Source organism: Pseudomonas synxantha BG33R (genome assembly GCF_000263715.2).
Lineage (GTDB): Bacteria > Pseudomonadota > Gammaproteobacteria > Pseudomonadales > Pseudomonadaceae > Aquipseudomonas > Aquipseudomonas synxantha_A.
The window spans coordinates 4,543,026-4,560,030 of the sequence record NZ_CM001514.1; the positions used below are offsets into that span (position 1 = coordinate 4,543,026).

A 17,005-nucleotide genomic window follows, 5' to 3' on the forward strand; every position below is an offset into this window, starting at 1 on the left:
GGAGCGAGCTGTTGTGGCGAGGGAGCTTGCTCCCTCGCCACAGCCAGCCCACTGCTCCCAGGATTGTTGCAAAAATAAGTTAAATAAATGCCCGCCATGGCCGATACCCCCTGAAAGCCTTGCGGATTGAACAATCATGCGTAATAACCAACCCGTTACCCAGCGCGAACGTACCTTCCCCGCTCAGCAACGGTTGATCTCCACCACAGATGCCAAGGGTGTCATTACCTACTGCAACGACGCGTTTGTCGAAATCAGTGGGTTCACCCGCGACGAACTGATCCGTGCCCCGCACAACCTGGTGCGCCACCCGGATGTGCCCTCGGCCGTGTTCGCGCACATGTGGTCCACGCTCAAACAAGGCTTGCCATGGATGGGCATTGTCAAGAATCGCTGCAAGACCGGTGACCATTACTGGGTTAACGCCTATGTGACTCCGGTGTTCGACGGCAACCAGGTGATCGGCTACGAATCGGTGCGCATCAAGCCCACCGCCGAGCAGATCCGCCGGGCCGAGGCGCTCTATCAACGCATCAACCAGGGCAAGTCGGCCATCCCCCAGCGCGACAAATGGCTGCCGGTGCTACAGGACTGGCTGCCGTTTATCCTGGTCAGCCAACTGAGCTTTATGATCGGCGCCACCCTCACCTCCCAGTGGGGCTTTGCCCTGGCGGCAGCGCTGTCGGTGCCGTTGGGCCTGCTGGGCCTGAGCTGGCAGCAGCGCGGCCTCAAGCGCTTGCTGCGCCTGGCCGAGCAGACCACCTCCGATCCGTTGATCGCGCAGATGTACACCGACAGCCGTGGCGCCCAGGCCCGACTGGAAATGTCGATCCTCAGCCAGGAAGCGCGTCTGAAGACCTGTCTTACACGCTTGCAGGACACCGCCGAACACCTCAACGACCAGGCGGCGCGCTCCAACACCCTGGCGCACAACAGCTCCAGCGGCCTGGAACGCCAGCGCGTGGAGACCGAACAGGTGGCCACTGCGGTCAACCAGATGGCCGCGACCACCCAGGAAGTCGCCAGCCATGTGCAGCGCACCGCCGATGCCACCCAGGAAGCCAACCGCCTGACCGGTCGCGGCCGCGATATCGCCGGGGAAACCCGCGAGGCGATTCAGCGGCTGTCGGTTGCGGTGGGCGAGACGGGTGTGACCGTCACCCAACTGGCCAAGGACAGCGATGAAATCGGCGGCGTGGTCGATGTGATCAAAGGCATCGCCGACCAGACCAACCTGCTGGCGCTCAATGCCGCTATCGAAGCCGCGCGGGCCGGTGAGATGGGCCGTGGATTTGCAGTGGTCGCCGATGAAGTGCGCCAACTGGCACAGCGTACGGCCGAATCCACCGGGCAGATCCATACCCTGATCGCCAAGCTGCAACACACGGCGGCTGCAGCTGTGCAAACCATGGACGCCGGGCATCGCCAGGCTGAAGAGGGTGTGGCGCGGGTGATGGAAGCGGATCAGGCGTTGGTGGGCATCAGTGAGGCGGTGGCCAATATCACCGACATGACCACCCAGATTGCCGCTGCTACCGAAGAGCAAAGCGCCGTGGCCGAGGAGATCAGCCGCAATATCAGCACCATTGCGCTGTTGGCGGATCAGACTTCAGAGCAGGCCATGAACTCGGCGCAGTTGAGTGAAGAGCTGACTCATACGGCGAATACTCAGTACTCGCTGGTGGAGCGTTTTAACCGGTAGACCCGCTATCGGGGCAAGCCCCCGATAGACATAGGTATCTACACAACTTCTGGTATGGCGCTGTACCTGTGGGAGGGGCGGTGCGACGATTCGACTTGCTCCCGATGGCGGCCTCAGGGCCGACCAGGATTTCGGATCCGACCGAGTACATAGCCATTCCTGCGGCAACGGAAGCTATTGGTTCCGCCCTGACGGCGGCTCACTTTGCAAAAGCCGGGATGCCGGCCCAGGCCAAAGTAAGCAAACGCTCTTGCCCCACCACTCGGCACCTCGCTTAGGCTCGGTGTGCCCGTAATCCGCCATGGAACAGGCGCCGAGAAACCCAGCCACTTGCACCGCCGCAGCCTCCAAATGCTGCTCATGACTGAACCCGAACGCCTTCAATGGCTTCAAGTCATGATCCTGAAGCGCATATTATCAACGGCCATATACACTCGAACGACCTATCACCAAACAGTCTATCAAACTGTCATTATTCACAGGTTACCGCCCCCTCTCTGCGCTCTTACTCTACGGCATCACGCCAAAAAGAGTAAAAGCCCATGTCTCAGTCGTCACTGAAACCACTCTCTAGGACAATCGGCCACGTACAATTGAGAGAAAAACAACACGGAACAACCCCACTGAAAGGTTGGGCCATGCCAATACATCAGTCACACGACAATCAATATTGCATGAAGATAACACTTCAGGGTCCAGACACCCGACACTCATTACTATTGAAAAGCCCCTTTCCCCCTCAAACACTCAAGCAAAATCCTGACCGCTTCGAATACATCCACATCCTGCACACAAATAATAATTGCGCGGAGACTGAGGAGCACTTGGGACTGCCAGGCGAATTCAAGATAAACATTGACGAAATGACTGGCCGGACAACGCTAGACTTCGTATGCAGCATCATCGAGAAACAATCAGGATTACGTGAAATCAAAGGCCGCTGCGAGTGGAGTGGAGAAACTACCACATCGCAAATTTCTGCAGTTTTCCGCTGGAAAGAGGGAGACATCCAATATGAATCAGAAGGTTGGCTATTCTACAGTGAGCAGCCCAACGGAGGTGGCGCATGGTATCTAGTCGGCGAAGAGGGACAACCGGACACACATGATTACCGTGATTGGGCAATCATAATTTATAGCAACGATGAAAACGCAACGATCACTGATAAAACCTTTGTGCACCTTGACGGAAAGTCAAACTTTTTCTACTCCCCCTATTTTGGAGGTGGTTACGAAGGTGAATACAACATCACCCTCACATTGACTCAAGATCCTCTGCAATGTAAAGCCGTCTTCCAGCACACAATCAGGGACGTTGTAAGTATGACTCATGGTAATTTTTATACTGCGCCCTCCGAAAACTGAAAACCGATTTAAAAATCAATCCCTCAACTTCTATGAGAAGGACTAGACGATGAACGGAGAATATATTTTCTTCCCTGATGCTGCCAAACGCCAAAACACTGACAATGAATTTAATTGGACAGTGAACGGTTCCCCCGTCGTCATAACTGCGGAACAAACTGTATTTGGCCATTTAACACATGAGAAATTATGGTTATTCATGGGATCAGTAGGACATACCAGTCAAAGAAACTTATTTGCGTTTCAATTTTTCATTCCCTATATAGATGAAAACCCGATAGACACGATCTATGAACTGGGCAGCCTGTTCAAGTATCACCACAGCATCGCGGGCCCTGCTGGGCAACCTGGAATCAGAGTTGTCAGCGCAGTCCGCGCAGAACTTGCCATCAAGCTTAATCCGGCTGAAGGCACCGCCAGCGGCACCTTCAATGCCACTTTCAGCGGCGAGTACAGCGCTCTCCATCCACAGGGAAGCTTCACATTAATCAAGGATCGCTAAGGTGTGCACCTCACAAGAAGTGCTCCCCGGATGCCCCTAGACCACAGAGCGCCGCGAAGCGTCAGCCTAGAAATCCTGACGCTTTGACGGCCGCAGTCTCCAAATGCTGCTCATGACTGAAGCCCGACGCCTTCAACGGCTTCAAATCATGATCCCCCGCCACCAGCCACATCAGCTCGATGTTCGGCGACAAGTCATACCCCTCAACCGCCGCTCGATTGCCTAGCGCATCGCGCTCACCCTGCACAATCAACGTCGGCGTCTTCAACCCGGCCAGATGCTCGACCCGTGGTTTCTCCGGTTTACCCACTGCATAGAAGGGATAACCCAGGCACACCAGCCCGTCAGCACCCAACTCATCGGCCAAAAGACTCGCCATCCGCCCGCCCATGGACTTGCCGCCAACTGCCAGTTTCCCAGCGACATGACGTCGCACCTCGCCATACACCTCACGCCACGCCTCCAGCAGTTTCGGCGCCGGATTCGGCGGGCGCTTGCCGCCATCCACACGGCGCTGGGCCATGTACGGGAACTCGAAGCGCAACACGCTCACGCCATGCCCGGCAAGGCGTGCCGCCATGTCGTTCATGAACGCCGAGTCCATCGGTGCCCCGGCGCCGTGGGCCAGGATCAGCGTGACCGGCTCGCCCGAAGCCGTGCCCGTGGCGGCATCCCACAGCCAGCCGCGTTCACGCACACACTGCGCCCATTGATCCCCGTCAATACTGGCCTTGTGCTCTTTGCCCATGCTTGCCTCGCTTTTTAGTCTGCCTATAACTCCAGCCCAAGTGCCGCACTTGCTTGGGTTGAACCGTGGATGGGGAACCATGAACACTACTTTAAGTACCGCCTATAACTACAAGGTGGTCCGCCAATTCGCCATTATGACGGTGGTGTGGGGCATCGTCGGCATGGGGCTCGGGGTTTTTCTCGCCGCCCAATTGGTTTGGCCTGCGCTCAACTTCGATTTACCCTGGACCAGCTTCGGCCGCCTGCGCCCGTTGCACACCAATGCGGTGATTTTCGCCTTCGGTGGCTGCGCGCTGTTCGCCAGCTCCTTCTACTCGGTACAACGTACCTGCCAGACTCAGCTGTTCGCACCAAAAGTGGCTGCGTTCTGCTTCTGGGGCTGGCAGCTGGTAATTTTGCTGGCCGCAATCAGCCTGCCGCTGGGCTACACCAGTTCCAAGGAATACGCCGAGCTGGAATGGCCGATCGATATCCTGATCACCATCGTCTGGGTCGCCTATGCCATCGTGTTCTTCGGCACGATCATGAAGCGCAAGACCAAGCACATCTACGTCGGTAACTGGTTCTTCGGTGCGTTCATCATCACCGTGGCCATCCTGCATATCGTCAATAACCTGGAAATCCCGGTCAGCCTGACCAAGTCCTACTCGCTGTACGGCGGTGCGACGGATGCCATGGTGCAGTGGTGGTATGGGCATAACGCGGTAGGCTTTTTCCTCACCGCAGGCTTCCTGGGGATGATGTACTACTTCGTACCCAAGCAGGCCGAGCGTCCGGTGTATTCCTATCGCTTGTCCATCGTGCACTTCTGGGCGCTGATCACCCTGTACATCTGGGCCGGCCCTCACCACTTGCACTACACCGCCTTGCCGGACTGGGCGCAGTCCCTGGGCATGGTGATGTCACTGGTGCTGCTGGCGCCAAGCTGGGGCGGCATGATCAACGGCATGATGACCCTCTCGGGTGCCTGGCATAAGTTGCGCAGCGACCCGATCCTGCGCTTCCTCGTTGTGTCCCTGGCCTTCTACGGCATGTCGACCTTCGAAGGTCCGATGATGGCGATCAAGACCGTCAACGCTCTCTCCCACTACACCGACTGGACCATCGGCCACGTACACGCCGGGGCGCTGGGCTGGGTGGCGATGATCTCCATCGGCGCGCTGTACCACATGATCCCGAAAGTCTTCGGTCGCGAGCAGATGTACAGCCTCGGCCTGATCAACGCGCACTTCTGGCTGGCCACCATCGGCACCGTGCTCTACATCGCCTCGATGTGGGTCAACGGCATCGCCCAGGGCCTGATGTGGCGTGCGGTCAACGAAGACGGCACCTTGACCTACTCCTTCGTCGAAACCCTGGTGGCCAGCCACCCTGGCTTCATCGTGCGGCTGGTGGGCGGTGCGATCTTCCTCACCGGCATGTTGCTGATGGCTTACAACACGTGGCGCACCGTGCGTTCGGCGCAGCCAGCCGAAATCAGCGCCGCAGCGCAGATGGCCTGAGGAGTCGATGATGAAACACGAAACGATTGAAAAAAACGTCGGCCTGCTGATGCTGCTGATGGTGCTCGCCGTGAGCATCGGCGGCCTGACCCAGATCGTCCCGCTGTTCTTCCAGGACGTGACCAACAAGCCGGTGGAAGGCATGAAGCCCTACACCGCGCTGCAGCTGGAGGGCCGCGACATCTACATCCGCGAAGGCTGCGTGCAGTGCCACTCGCAGATGATCCGCCCGTTCCGCGCCGAGACCGAGCGCTACGGTCACTACTCGGTGGCCGGCGAAAGCGTGTGGGACCATCCGTTCCTGTGGGGCTCCAAGCGCACCGGGCCGGACCTGGCCCGCGTCGGCGCGCGCTACTCGGACGACTGGCACCGCGCGCATTTGTACAACCCGCGCAACGTGGTGCCGGAGTCGAAAATGCCGGCCTATCCGTGGTTGGTCACCGCCGCCGTCGACAGCAGCCACACCGAGACCAAATTGAAAGTGATGCGCACCCTCGGCGTGCCGTACACCGACGACGACATCAACGGCGCGGTCGCCAGCCTCAAGGGCAAGACCGAGATGGACGCGCTGGTTTCCTACCTGCAAGTGCTCGGCACTGCCATCAAGAGCAAGAGGTGAGCCATGGGATTTGAATTCGATGCGGGCACCATCCGCGGCCTCGGCACGCTGGTGGTCGCCATCGCCTTTATCGGCCTGTCGCTGTGGGTGTTCAGCCCACGGCGCAAGTCGGAGTTTGAGGATGCGACCATGCTGCCGTTTGCCGATGAACCCTCCCCAACCGACGCTCAAGCAGAGCCAGCAACAAGGAGCACTCGGCCATGACTACTTTTTGGAGTACATGGATCTGCGTATTGACCCTCGGCAGCCTGATCGGCCTGACCTGGCTGTTGGTCGGCACCCGCAAGGGCGAAACCAAGGGTAGCGTCGACCAGACCATGGGCCATGCCTTCGACGGTATCGAGGAGTACGACAACCCGCTGCCCCAGTGGTGGTTCATGCTGTTCGCCGGCACGCTGGTATTTGCCGTCGGCTACCTGATTCTCTACCCGGGCCTGGGCAACTGGAAAGGCGTGCTGCCGGGCTATGAAGATGGCTGGACCCAGACCAAGGAATGGGACAAGGAAATGGCCAAAGCCGACGCCAGGTTCGGGCCGATCTTCGCCAAGTTCGCGGCGATGCCCGTGGAAGAAGTCGCCAAGGACCCACAAGCGTTGAAGATGGGCGGTCGCCTGTTCGCCTCCAACTGCGCGGTGTGCCACGGCTCGGATGCCAAGGGCGCCTATGGCTTCCCGAACCTGGCAGACAGCAACTGGCGCTGGGGTGGTTCGGCCGAAGCGATCAAGGCTACCATCATGGCCGGTCGCCACGCGGCCATGCCGGCCTGGGGTGAAGTGCTGGGTGAGGACGGGGTGAAAAACGTCGCCGCCTATGTGCGCCACGACCTGGCCAAGCTGCCCTTGCCGGCGGACAACACCGCTGACCTGGCCGCGGGCCAAGCCGCATTCAGCACCACCTGCGTGGCTTGCCACGGCCCACAAGGCCACGGCGTGGAAGCCATGGGCGCGCCGAACCTGACCGAACCAAGCGGGTTTATCTACGGCACCAGCCTGGCGCAGTTGCAGCAGACCATCCGCCATGGTCGCCAGGGCCAGATGCCGGCCCAGGAAGTGCTGCAGGGTAATGACAAGGTGCATCTGCTGGCGGCGTACGTGTATAGCCTGTCCCATAATGCTGATGGTGCAACGCCAGACAGCCAACCGCAGTAAAAGCTCTACCTGTGGCGAGGGAGCTTGCTCCCGCTGGAGTGCGAAGCGCTCCCAAGATCTTGGGGCCGCTGCGAAGCCCAGCGGGAGCAAGCTCCCTCGCCACAGGCATAAGTCGCGACCAAGTGTCGCACCCTCGCGACACCCAACTTTCCCCCCCTCATATTCGGGTCTACGCTTGTTCCCACAGTGGAGCAATTCTGGCGTAGGCGACGGTATCCGTTGCGCCCCCTAAAATTCCTGTCCACTTGATCAGCTTTCTATTTCGGATTTAATCCTTACGCCAAACATGGAAAGGGCGCAGAATCTGGCGTGGAACGCATTGATACAGGTCAGCCATTGCGTTGCAATGGCCCATCGCTTTCTACATACTTGCGACCGATTTTACCTATAAAAAACCTAAACCGTGGAACCTTAGAATGAGCACAGCAATCAGTCCGACTGCTTATAACTATAAGGTAGTCCGCCAGTTCGCCATCATGACGGTGGTCTGGGGGATCCTTGGCATGGGGCTCGGGGTGTTCATCGCCTCGCAACTGGTCTGGCCGCAATTGAATTTCGACCTGCCCTGGACGACCTTCGGTCGTTTGCGCCCGCTGCACACCAACCTGGTGATCTTCGCCTTCGGTGGCTGTGCACTGTTTGCCACCTCCTACTACGTGGTGCAACGCACCTGCCAGACGCGATTGATCTCCGATGGCCTGGCCGCGTTCACTTTCTGGGGTTGGCAGGCGGTTATCGTCGGCGCCATCATCAGCCTGCCGCTGGGCTACACCACCACCAAGGAATACGCCGAGCTGGAATGGCCGATCGCGATTCTGCTCGCCATCGTCTGGGTGACCTACGCAGTGGTGTTCTTTGGCACCATCGTCAAGCGCAAGACCAAGCACATCTATGTGGGTAACTGGTTCTACGGTGCGTTTATCCTGGTCACGGCGATGCTGCACATCGTCAACCACGCCTCGTTGCCGGTCAGCCTGTTCAAGTCCTATTCGGCCTACTCGGGCGCGACGGATGCGATGATCCAATGGTGGTACGGCCACAACGCCGTCGGGTTCTTCCTCACCACCGGCTTCCTGGGAATGATGTATTACTTCGTGCCCAAGCAGGCCGAGCGCCCGATCTACTCCTATCGCCTGTCCATCGTGCACTTCTGGGCGCTGATCACCCTGTACATCTGGGCCGGCCCCCACCACCTGCACTACACCGCCTTGCCGGATTGGGCACAGTCCCTGGGCATGGCGATGTCGATCATCCTGCTGGCACCAAGCTGGGGCGGCATGATCAACGGCATGATGACCCTGTCGGGCGCCTGGCATAAGCTGCGCACCGACCCGATCCTGCGCTTTCTGGTGGTGTCGCTGGCGTTCTACGGCATGTCGACCTTTGAAGGGCCGATGATGGCGATCAAGACCGTCAACTCGCTGTCCCACTACACCGACTGGACCATCGGCCACGTACATGCCGGCGCACTGGGCTGGGTAGCGATGATCTCCATCGGCGCGCTGTACCACATGATCCCCAAACTGTTCGGCCGCGCTCAGATGCACAGCGTCGGGCTGATCAATGCGCACTTCTGGCTGGCGACCATCGGCACCGTGCTCTACATCGCTTCGATGTGGGTCAACGGCATCACCCAGGGCCTGATGTGGCGTGCGATCAATGATGACGGCACCCTCACCTACTCCTTCGTCGAAGCGCTGCAAGCCAGCCACCCGGGCTTTATCGTGCGAGCCCTGGGCGGAGCGTTCTTTGCCAGCGGCATGCTGCTGATGGCCTACAACGTCTGGCGCACCGTGCGTGCCTCTGACCCTGTAGAAGCCGAAGCCGCCGCCAAGATCGCCGTTGTGGGAGCCCACTGATGAAGCATGAAGTAGTCGAGAAGAATATCGGCCTGCTGGCCTTCTTCATGGTCATTGCCGTGAGTATCGGCGGCCTGACCCAGATCGTCCCGCTGTTTTTCCAGGACGTGACCAACAAGCCGGTCGAAGGCATGAAGCCGCGCACCGCCCTTGAACTGGAGGGCCGTGACGTCTACATCGCCAACGGTTGCGTGGGCTGTCATTCGCAGATGATTCGCCCGTTCCGCGCCGAAACCGAACGCTACGGCCACTACTCGGTCGCCGGTGAAAGCGTGTGGGACCACCCGTTCCTGTGGGGCTCCAAGCGCACCGGCCCGGACCTGGCCCGTGTGGGCGGGCGTTACTCCGATGACTGGCAGCGTGCGCACTTGTACAACCCGCGCAACGTGGTGCCGGAGTCGAAAATGCCGGCGTACCCGTTCCTCGTGGAAAACAAGCTCGACGGCAAGGACACCGCGAAGAAGATGGAAGTCTTGCGCACCCTGGGCGTGCCCTACACCGACGAAGACATCGCCGGTGCAGCGGCCGCTGTGAAGGGCAAGACCGAAATGGACGCATTGGTGGCCTACCTGCAAGGCCTTGGCACCATCATCAAAAGCAAACGGTGACCTACATGGATATCGGGATGATTCGTGGCCTGGGCACCGTTGTGGTGATGGTGGCCTTTGTCGGCCTGGCGCTGTGGGTGTTCAGCCCGCGGCGCAAGTCGGAGTTTGACGACGCGACCATGCTGCCCTTTGCAGATGATCCCGAAGCCATCAAGCACGTCGAGCAAGCTTCTAGGAGTAACAAAGAATGACTACGTTCTGGAGTCTGTACGTCACAGTCCTCAGTCTGGGTACCATCTTCGCCCTGACCTGGCTGCTGCTGTCGACCCGCAAGGGCCAGCGCACCGAGCAGACGGACGAGACCGTCGGCCACTCGTTCGATGGCATCGAGGAGTACGACAACCCACTGCCCAAATGGTGGTTCATGCTGTTTGTCGGCACCATCGTCTTCGCCCTCGGCTACCTGGTGCTCTACCCCGGCCTGGGTAACTGGAAGGGCCTGCTGCCGGGCTATAACTACCTGGACAACGACAAGCAAACCGCCTTTGCCAACGGCCAGACCGGCTGGACCGGCGTGCACGAATGGGAAAAGGAAATGGCCAGATCGGAAGCCAAGTTCGGGCCGATCTTCGCCAAATTCGCATCGATGCCCATTGAAGAGGTGGCCAAGGACCCGCAAGCCCTGAAGATGGGAGGCCGCCTGTTTGCCTCCAACTGCTCGGTGTGCCACGGCTCCGACGCCAAAGGCGCCTACGGTTTCCCTAACCTGACCGACGCTGACTGGCGCTGGGGCGGCGAGCCAGAGACCATCAAGCAAACCATCATGCAAGGCCGCCACGCAGTAATGCCAGGCTGGGCCGAAGTCATCGGCGAGCAAGGCGTGGCTGACGTAGCAGGCTTTGTGGTGACCAACCTCGATGGCCGCAAACTGCCCGAAGGCGCCAAGGCCGACGTTGCCAACGGCGAGAAACTTTTCGCCGCCAACTGCGTGGCGTGCCACGGCCCGGCCGGTAAAGGCACGCCAGCCATGGGCGCCCCCGACCTGACGCACCCGGGCGCATTCATCTACGGTTCAAGCTTCGCGCAACTGCAGCAGACCATTCGTTACGGCCGTCAAGGCCAGATGCCTGCGCAGGAGTTGCTGCAAGGCAATGACAAAGTGCACTTGCTGGCGGCGTATGTGTACAGCCTGTCCCATGGGGATAAGAAGGCAGAAGAGCAATAAATCCTCGCACACAAAAAAGCCCCGCCCAGCGAAAACTGGCGGGGCTTTTTTGTTTCTGGCTTCCGAGTGACTCGTCGATTGCCGCAACCGCTCTGGTTCATGGCTTACCGTGGTCACACGCAACGTCAGCGATTTCAAGTCCAGCGGCGTTGCGCTGATCAATCCATGGGACGAATGACCGTCTTGCGAACAAAAACCGTCCGTACTTCACAAGTCAATTGATCGAGACAACGTCCACCAACTGCAACAGATCATTCGCTCTGCTCGCTGAGATTAATACATAACCATCTTATTAAACTCCCGTCGGCGATTACGCAACGGCGCATGAAAATTATCCAGCCGTTCCAAATCAAACTTATCAATACTGCCATCCGATGAGGGAGCACCTACTTTATCAACACCCTGGGCACTACAAAGCTTATTCAAAAGTCCGGGCATTAGAAAAATCATCTTAACCAACTCGACGTTCCTTTCCGACACCTCAGGCTTAAACCCGCAAAGCACTTCAACCAAACTCCCAACCGTAATGCGTCCTGGAGAGCCTGGATCTTCAAACACGTTGAAGTTTTGCAGCAGTCGTTCCACCACCTCGCCCTCTATCACCTTCGAGTCATCAGGCACTCGATTGCCAGCAAAGGATGGTTGAACGGCAAAACTACGCAACGTCATCGCGCTCGCGGGTACAGCATGATCTGAAGTTGGCAGCCCCAAGATAGAGCGCAGATTAAAAACCCCGGAACTTGGAGCAGTAAAAACATTATCACTTATCATCTAACACCTCAAAAAGCAGATAAGACCAGAAAAAACAAACCACACACCCATTAGTGAATACCACTTACCAAACAGTTCAATCCGCAGAGCAAAAACATGTAAATGCATGTATACATGCTTGGCGACTGGCCATCAGTGGAAACTTCAAGCGGAGCAAATAGTAAGCAACCAATCGCACTTGATGCTTGCCTATATATTTACAATTTATGCCATGGCTATAAAACAGCCGAGCCAGCCTGACACGGCAATATAAAAATATTGCCAAACTTGATCTGCGCTTTTCCGTGACTCACCCTGCTCACGCCACATCAGCGACTTCTGGCCCAGCGGCGCGCCACTGATTGACCCGAGGGACGAATGACCGGCACACCAACCAAAACCGTCCATACTTCACAAGTCAATTGATCCAGGTCACGTACACCATCATTTGATTTCTCCCAACGCGACCAAAGGTCGCACCCTTTGCACAACATCGGGGGCGTATCATTAGGCCACTGCAACACCCCCCATTTGACCCTGGCTGGCACGTACTGGCCGAGGCAAATCTCCACCGCCGTGGGATGCAATGATGAGCAACCAGATACCGGTACATGACGTTACCCCGCCTGCCAAAAACGCGAGCAACAGCGTCGACCTCTACGCCTCGCGAGAGAAAATCTATACCCGTGCCTTCACCGGCCTGTTCCGCAATTTGCGCATGCTCGGTGGCGCCGGCCTGTTCCTGCTTTACTTCGGCACCGTGTGGCTGAACTGGGGCGGCCACCAGGCGGTGTGGTGGAACCTGCCGGAGCGTAAGTTCTTCATTTTTGGCGCCACCTTCTGGCCCCAGGATTTCATCCTGCTCTCGGGCATTCTCATTGTTGCGGCCTTTGGCCTGTTCTTTATCACCGTGTACGCCGGACGGGTGTGGTGCGGCTATACCTGCCCGCAAAGCGTGTGGACGTGGATTTTCATGTGGTGCGAGAAGGTCACCGAAGGCGACCGCAACCAGCGCATCAAGCTGGACAAGGCGCCCATGGGCGCCAACAAGTTCCTGCGCAAGTTCAGCAAACACACGCTGTGGCTGTTGATCGGTTTCGCCACCGGCATGACCTTCGTCGGCTACTTTTCGCCGATCCGCGAGCTGGTGTTCGATTTCTTCACCGGCCAGGCCGACGGCTGGTCGTATTTCTGGGTCGGCTTCTTCACCCTCGCCACCTACGGCAACGCCGGCTGGCTGCGCGAGCAGGTGTGTATCTATATGTGCCCTTACGCGCGCTTCCAGAGCGTAATGTTCGACAAAGACACCCTGATCGTTTCCTATGACCCGCGCCGTGGCGAAGTGCGCGGCCCGCGTAAAAAGGGCGTCGACTACAAGGCCCAGGGCCTGGGCGACTGCATCGATTGCACCATGTGCGTGCAGGTGTGCCCGACCGGCATCGATATCCGCGACGGCCTGCAAATCGAGTGCATCGGCTGCGCCGCCTGTATCGATGCCTGCGATAACATCATGGACAAGATGGACTACCCACGCGGCCTGATCAGCTACACCACCGAGCACAACCTGTCCGGGCAGAAGACCCACAAGTTGCGCCCACGGCTGATCGGCTACGCGCTGGTGCTGCTGGCGATGATCGGCTTGCTGGTCGGCGCATTCTTCATGCGCTCGCTGGTGGGTTTCGATGTCAGCAAGGACCGCGTGCTGTACCGGGAAAACGCCGAAGGGCGCATCGAAAACGTCTACAGCCTGAAGATCATGAACAAGGACCAGCACGACCACACCTACGTGCTCGACGCCGCCGGCCTGCCGGACCTCAAGTTGCAGGGGCGACGCGAAATCAAGGTGGCCGCCGGCGATATCGTCAGTATGCCGGTGGAGTTGTCGAGTGCGCCGGAGCAACTGCCGTCGAGCACCAACGAGGTGACTTTCATCCTCAAAGATGCCGATGACACCAGCGTTCATATTGAAGCCAAGAGCCGATTCATCGGCCCACAAGTTCGTTAAACAGGGAATACAAGAATGCCCGCAACCACTGCTGCAAGCCCTTGGTACAAGCACCTCTGGCCCTGGATCATCATCGCGATCCTGGCCTGCTCGGTGACGCTGACCCTGTCCATGGTGACCATCGCGGTCAACAACCCGGACAACCTGGTCAACGACAATTACTACGAGGCCGGCAAAGGCATCAACCGCTCCCTGGACCGTGAACGCCTGGCCCAGACCCTGCAACTGCGTGCCAGGTTGCACCTGGATGAACTGACCGGCGAAGTCGAGTTGCACCTGACCGGCAACAGCGGCCCTGCAACCCTGGAACTGAACCTGATTTCCCCGACCCAGCCGGAGAAGGATCGCAAGATCGTCCTGGCCCGCAGTGATAGCGAGCAGGGCCGCTACATCGGCCAGGTCACCGACAAGGTCGAAGGCCGGCGTTTCGTGGAACTGCTTGGCGTGGAAGGCAGCAACACCTGGAGGATGTTCGAGGAAGAAGAGGTCAGCCACGACAAAGACTTGCTGTTGGGTGACGAACCATTGCAGGGTGCCGAAGACCTGAAAAAATAGCAGCGCCCATGACCAGCCCAATCCCCTGCTACCACTGCGCCCTGCCCGTCCCGCCCGGCAGCCGGTTCACCGCCCGGATCCTCGGCGAACGCCGCGAACTCTGCTGCCCCGGCTGCCAGGCCGTGGCTGAAGCGATTGTGGCCGGTGGGCTGGAAAGCTATTACCAGCACCGCAGCGAAGCCTCGGCCAACCCCGAGGCGCTCCCGGTGCAACTGGTGGATGAGCTGGCGCTGTACGACCGCGCCGATGTGCAAAAACCCTTTGTGCGCCATCAAGGCGACTTGGCCGAAACCACCCTGTTGATGGAAGGCATCAGCTGCGCCGCCTGCGGCTGGTTGATCGAGAAACACCTGCGCAGCCTGCCCGCGGTGGCCGAGGCGCGGCTGAACCTGTCCAACCATCGCCTGCATGTGCGCTGGGCCGATGGGCAATTGCCATTGAGCCAACTGCTCAGCGAGCTGCGCCATATCGGTTACGCCGCCCATCCCTACCAGGCCGACCGCGCCGCCGAACAATTGGCCGGCGAAAACCGCCTGGCCCTGCGTCAACTGGGGGTTGCCGGCTTGCTGTGGTTCCAGGCGATGATGGCAACCATGGCGACCTGGCCGGAATTCAATATCGACCTGAGCCCGGAGTTGCACGTGATCCTGCGCTGGGTTGCGATGTTTCTCACCACACCCATCGTGTTCTACAGCTGCGCGCCGTTCTTCAAAGGGGCGCTGCGTGACATACGCACGCGACACCTGACCATGGACGTATCGGTATCCCTGGCAATTGGCGGTGCGTACCTGGCGGGGATCTGGACCGCGATCACCGGCGTGGGCGAATTGTATTTCGATGCCGTGGGCATGTTTGCGCTGTTCCTGCTGGCCGGGCGTTACCTTGAGCGCCGTGCCCGGGAGCGCACCGCCGCAGCCACCGCTCAATTGGTCAACCTGTTGCCCGCCTCCTGCTTGCGCCTCAAAGACGATGGCCAGAGCGAACGCATCCTGCTCAGTGAACTGGCATTGGGTGATCGTGTACTGGTGCATCCCGGCGCGGTGCTGCCGGCGGATGGCGTGATCCTCGACGGCCAATCCAGCATCGATGAATCCCTGCTGACCGGCGAGTACCTGCCACAACCGCGGCGGGTCGGCGACAGCGTTACGGCTGGCACGCTGAATGTCGAGGGCGCACTGACCGTCGAGGTGCGCGCCCTGGGCCACGAGACGCGCCTGTCCGCCATTGTGCGCCTGCTGGAGCGCGCCCAGGCCGAGAAACCACGCCTGGCGCAAATCGCCGACCGTGCCGCGCAGTGGTTCCTGCTGTGCTCGCTGATCGCCGCCGTGCTGATCGGCCTGCTGTGGTGGGAACTGGACCCGTCACGCGCATTCTGGATTGTGTTGGCGATGCTGGTGGCGACGTGCCCGTGTGCACTGTCCCTGGCCACCCCAACCGCCCTGACCGCTGCCACCGGCACCTTGCACACCCTGGGGTTGCTACTGACCCGTGGCCATGTGCTTGAAGGCCTGAACCAGATCGACACAGTAATTTTCGACAAGACCGGCACCCTCACCGAAGGGCGCCTGGTGTTGCGCACAATCCGGCCCCTGGGCGCGCTGGACAGCGACCAGTGCCTGGGCCTCGCCGCCGCCCTGGAGAACCGCTCGGAACACCCGATTGCTCGTGCCTTTGGGCGTGCGCCACTGGCCGCTGATGAAGTGTTGAGCACCCCTGGCCTGGGCCTGGAGGGTCGGGTGGGGGACCGCCTGTTGCGTATCGGCCAACCGGGTTTTGTCTGCGAACTCAGTGGCTGCGCGATTCCCGCCTCACCGGACGACGCCGGGCAATGGCTGCTGTTGGGTGACAACAGCGGCGCCCTCGCCTGGTTCGTACTCGACGACCGCCTGCGCAGCGACGCCCCTGCCCTGCTCGCAGCGTGCAAGGCACGCGGCTGGCGTACGCTGCTGCTCTCGGGCGACAGCTCACCGATGGTCGCCAGTGTGGCCCTTGAGCTGGGCATCGACGAAGCCCACGGCGGCCTGCGCCCTGATGACAAGTTGCAGGTGCTGCAAAACCTGCATAGGCAAGGCCACAAGGTGCTGATGCTGGGCGATGGCGTCAATGATGTGCCGGTGCTGGCCGCCGCCGATATCAGCGTGGCCATGGGCTCGGCCACTGATCTGGCGAAAACCAGCGCCGACGCGGTGCTGTTGTCCAACCGCCTGGAGGCACTGGTGCAAGCCTTCAGCCTGGCGCGGCGCACCCGTCGAGTGATCATTGAAAACCTGCTGTGGGCCGGGCTGTACAATGGCCTTATGCTGCCGTTTGCGGCCCTGGGCTGGATCACACCAATCTGGGCAGCCATCGGTATGTCCCTCAGTTCGTTGACCGTGGTACTTAACGCATTGCGCCTGACTCGCCTGCCGAGCGCACACGCTAAAGGTACCGCCCCAGTAACCCGCCCGCTGCCGGCCTGAGCCGCGTGGGCATGGAG

General features: G+C 59.6%; 16 protein-coding genes and 2 pseudogenes. 15 read left to right on the forward strand and 3 right to left on the reverse strand.

Annotation, left to right across the window (positions count from 1 at the left end):
* Positions 1-136: 136 nt before the first annotated feature.
* Complete coding sequence (locus tag PSEBG33_RS07675) at positions 137-1,702, forward strand: methyl-accepting chemotaxis protein (RefSeq protein ID WP_005790260.1); 1,566 nt, start codon at positions 137-139, stop codon at positions 1,700-1,702.
* Positions 1,703-2,008: 306 nt separating this feature from the next.
* Here PSEBG33_RS07675 and PSEBG33_RS29785 read toward each other — a convergent pair.
* Positions 2,009-2,104, reverse strand: a pseudogene (locus PSEBG33_RS29785) (alpha/beta hydrolase); the annotation flags it as partial.
* Between the two features lie 140 nt (positions 2,105-2,244).
* Here PSEBG33_RS29785 and PSEBG33_RS07670 point away from each other — a divergent pair.
* Together PSEBG33_RS07670 and PSEBG33_RS27640 are read left to right on the forward strand one after the other, a co-directional pair.
* Positions 2,245-3,066, forward strand: a complete 822-nt coding sequence (locus PSEBG33_RS07670) for a hypothetical protein (protein ID WP_005790264.1) — start codon at positions 2,245-2,247, stop codon at positions 3,064-3,066.
* 49 nt (positions 3,067-3,115) lie between these two features.
* Positions 3,116-3,568: a hypothetical protein gene (locus tag PSEBG33_RS27640; RefSeq protein ID WP_032803668.1), complete on the forward strand. Its 453-nt coding sequence runs from the start codon at positions 3,116-3,118 to the stop codon at positions 3,566-3,568.
* Positions 3,569-3,629: 61 nt separating this feature from the next.
* Here the strand turns inward: PSEBG33_RS27640 and PSEBG33_RS07665 are convergent, their stop codons facing one another.
* Positions 3,630-4,316, reverse strand: a complete 687-nt coding sequence (locus PSEBG33_RS07665; RefSeq protein ID WP_005790266.1) for an alpha/beta family hydrolase — start codon at positions 4,314-4,316, stop codon at positions 3,630-3,632.
* A 79-nt stretch (positions 4,317-4,395) separates the two neighbouring features.
* Between PSEBG33_RS07665 and ccoN (PSEBG33_RS07660) the strand changes: the two genes are divergently transcribed.
* The 9 genes and pseudogenes from ccoN (PSEBG33_RS07660) to PSEBG33_RS29790 all read left to right on the forward strand — a co-directional run.
* Positions 4,396-5,820 (forward strand): cytochrome-c oxidase, cbb3-type subunit I, encoded by a 1,425-nt coding sequence (gene ccoN, locus PSEBG33_RS07660; protein ID WP_005790268.1) that lies wholly within the window; start codon positions 4,396-4,398, stop codon positions 5,818-5,820.
* A gap of 10 nt (positions 5,821-5,830) precedes the next feature.
* Positions 5,831-6,439: a cytochrome-c oxidase, cbb3-type subunit II gene (ccoO, locus tag PSEBG33_RS07655; protein WP_003193159.1), complete on the forward strand. Its 609-nt coding sequence runs from the start codon at positions 5,831-5,833 to the stop codon at positions 6,437-6,439.
* Positions 6,440-6,442: 3 nt separating this feature from the next.
* A complete protein-coding gene (locus PSEBG33_RS07650; protein ID WP_005790270.1) occupies positions 6,443-6,643 on the forward strand; it encodes a CcoQ/FixQ family Cbb3-type cytochrome c oxidase assembly chaperone in 201 nt (66 codons plus the stop codon).
* Positions 6,640-7,587 carry a cytochrome-c oxidase, cbb3-type subunit III gene (ccoP, locus tag PSEBG33_RS07645; RefSeq protein WP_005790271.1) on the forward strand — a complete coding sequence of 316 codons (948 nt, stop codon included), beginning with the start codon at positions 6,640-6,642 and terminating at the stop codon, positions 7,585-7,587. The genes PSEBG33_RS07650 and ccoP (PSEBG33_RS07645) overlap by 4 nt, the downstream gene beginning before the upstream one ends.
* Before the next feature lie 416 nt (positions 7,588-8,003).
* Entirely contained in the window at positions 8,004-9,446 is a 1,443-nt protein-coding gene (gene ccoN / locus PSEBG33_RS07640; protein ID WP_005790273.1) for a cytochrome-c oxidase, cbb3-type subunit I, read from the forward strand.
* Positions 9,446-10,054 (forward strand): cytochrome-c oxidase, cbb3-type subunit II, encoded by a 609-nt coding sequence (gene ccoO, locus PSEBG33_RS07635; protein WP_003193167.1) that lies wholly within the window; start codon positions 9,446-9,448, stop codon positions 10,052-10,054. The genes ccoN (PSEBG33_RS07640) and ccoO (PSEBG33_RS07635) overlap by 1 nt, the downstream gene beginning before the upstream one ends.
* Positions 10,055-10,059: 5 nt before the next feature.
* Positions 10,060-10,245 (forward strand): CcoQ/FixQ family Cbb3-type cytochrome c oxidase assembly chaperone, encoded by a 186-nt coding sequence (locus PSEBG33_RS07630; protein WP_005790274.1) that lies wholly within the window; start codon positions 10,060-10,062, stop codon positions 10,243-10,245.
* Complete coding sequence (gene ccoP, locus PSEBG33_RS07625; protein WP_005790276.1) at positions 10,242-11,219, forward strand: cytochrome-c oxidase, cbb3-type subunit III; 978 nt, start codon at positions 10,242-10,244, stop codon at positions 11,217-11,219. The genes PSEBG33_RS07630 and ccoP (PSEBG33_RS07625) overlap by 4 nt, the downstream gene beginning before the upstream one ends.
* 65 nt (positions 11,220-11,284) lie before the next feature.
* A pseudogene (locus PSEBG33_RS29790) lies at positions 11,285-11,397 on the forward strand (VapC toxin family PIN domain ribonuclease); the annotation flags it as partial.
* A 95-nt stretch (positions 11,398-11,492) separates the two neighbouring features.
* Here the strand turns inward: PSEBG33_RS29790 and PSEBG33_RS27645 are convergent.
* Positions 11,493-11,990, reverse strand: a complete 498-nt coding sequence (locus PSEBG33_RS27645) for a hypothetical protein (RefSeq protein ID WP_005790277.1) — start codon at positions 11,988-11,990, stop codon at positions 11,493-11,495.
* A gap of 568 nt (positions 11,991-12,558) precedes the next feature.
* Between PSEBG33_RS27645 and ccoG the strand changes: the two genes are divergently transcribed.
* From ccoG to PSEBG33_RS07610, 3 genes are read left to right on the forward strand one after another with little or no spacing between them, the layout of a single operon-like run.
* Positions 12,559-13,974, forward strand: a complete 1,416-nt coding sequence (gene ccoG, locus PSEBG33_RS07620; RefSeq protein WP_005790280.1) for a cytochrome c oxidase accessory protein CcoG — start codon at positions 12,559-12,561, stop codon at positions 13,972-13,974.
* Between the two features lie 15 nt (positions 13,975-13,989).
* Positions 13,990-14,529, forward strand: a complete 540-nt coding sequence (locus PSEBG33_RS07615) for a FixH family protein (RefSeq protein ID WP_005790281.1) — start codon at positions 13,990-13,992, stop codon at positions 14,527-14,529.
* A gap of 8 nt (positions 14,530-14,537) precedes the next feature.
* On the forward strand, positions 14,538-16,988 hold the full coding sequence (locus PSEBG33_RS07610; protein WP_005790283.1) for a heavy metal translocating P-type ATPase: 2,451 nt from the start codon (positions 14,538-14,540) through the stop codon (positions 16,986-16,988).
* Positions 16,989-17,005: the final 17 nt, after the last annotated feature.

Bases quoted from the DNA above. Each gene is read 5' to 3' on its own strand.
- PSEBG33_RS07615 (WP_005790281.1), top strand. From the start codon at position 13,990: ATGCCCGCAACCACTGCTGCAAGCCCTTGGTACAAGCACCTCTGGCCC.
- PSEBG33_RS07665 (WP_005790266.1), bottom strand. From the start codon at position 4,316: ATGGGCAAAGAGCACAAGGCCAGTATTGACGGGGATCAATGGGCGCAG.
- ccoP (WP_005790276.1), top strand. From the start codon at position 10,242: ATGACTACGTTCTGGAGTCTGTACGTCACAGTCCTCAGTCTGGGTACC.
- PSEBG33_RS27640 (WP_032803668.1), top strand. From the start codon at position 3,116: ATGAACGGAGAATATATTTTCTTCCCTGATGCTGCCAAACGCCAAAAC.
- PSEBG33_RS07670 (WP_005790264.1), top strand. From the start codon at position 2,245: ATGTCTCAGTCGTCACTGAAACCACTCTCTAGGACAATCGGCCACGTA.
- PSEBG33_RS27645 (WP_005790277.1), bottom strand. From the start codon at position 11,990: ATGATAAGTGATAATGTTTTTACTGCTCCAAGTTCCGGGGTTTTTAAT.
- ccoP (WP_005790271.1), top strand. From the start codon at position 6,640: ATGACTACTTTTTGGAGTACATGGATCTGCGTATTGACCCTCGGCAGC.
- PSEBG33_RS07610 (WP_005790283.1), top strand. From the start codon at position 14,538: ATGACCAGCCCAATCCCCTGCTACCACTGCGCCCTGCCCGTCCCGCCC.
- PSEBG33_RS07650 (WP_005790270.1), top strand. From the start codon at position 6,443: ATGGGATTTGAATTCGATGCGGGCACCATCCGCGGCCTCGGCACGCTG.
- ccoG (WP_005790280.1), top strand. From the start codon at position 12,559: ATGAGCAACCAGATACCGGTACATGACGTTACCCCGCCTGCCAAAAAC.
- ccoO (WP_003193159.1), top strand. From the start codon at position 5,831: ATGAAACACGAAACGATTGAAAAAAACGTCGGCCTGCTGATGCTGCTG.
- PSEBG33_RS07630 (WP_005790274.1), top strand. From the start codon at position 10,060: ATGGATATCGGGATGATTCGTGGCCTGGGCACCGTTGTGGTGATGGTG.
- PSEBG33_RS07675 (WP_005790260.1), top strand. From the start codon at position 137: ATGCGTAATAACCAACCCGTTACCCAGCGCGAACGTACCTTCCCCGCT.
- ccoN (WP_005790273.1), top strand. From the start codon at position 8,004: ATGAGCACAGCAATCAGTCCGACTGCTTATAACTATAAGGTAGTCCGC.
- ccoN (WP_005790268.1), top strand. From the start codon at position 4,396: ATGAACACTACTTTAAGTACCGCCTATAACTACAAGGTGGTCCGCCAA.
- ccoO (WP_003193167.1), top strand. From the start codon at position 9,446: ATGAAGCATGAAGTAGTCGAGAAGAATATCGGCCTGCTGGCCTTCTTC.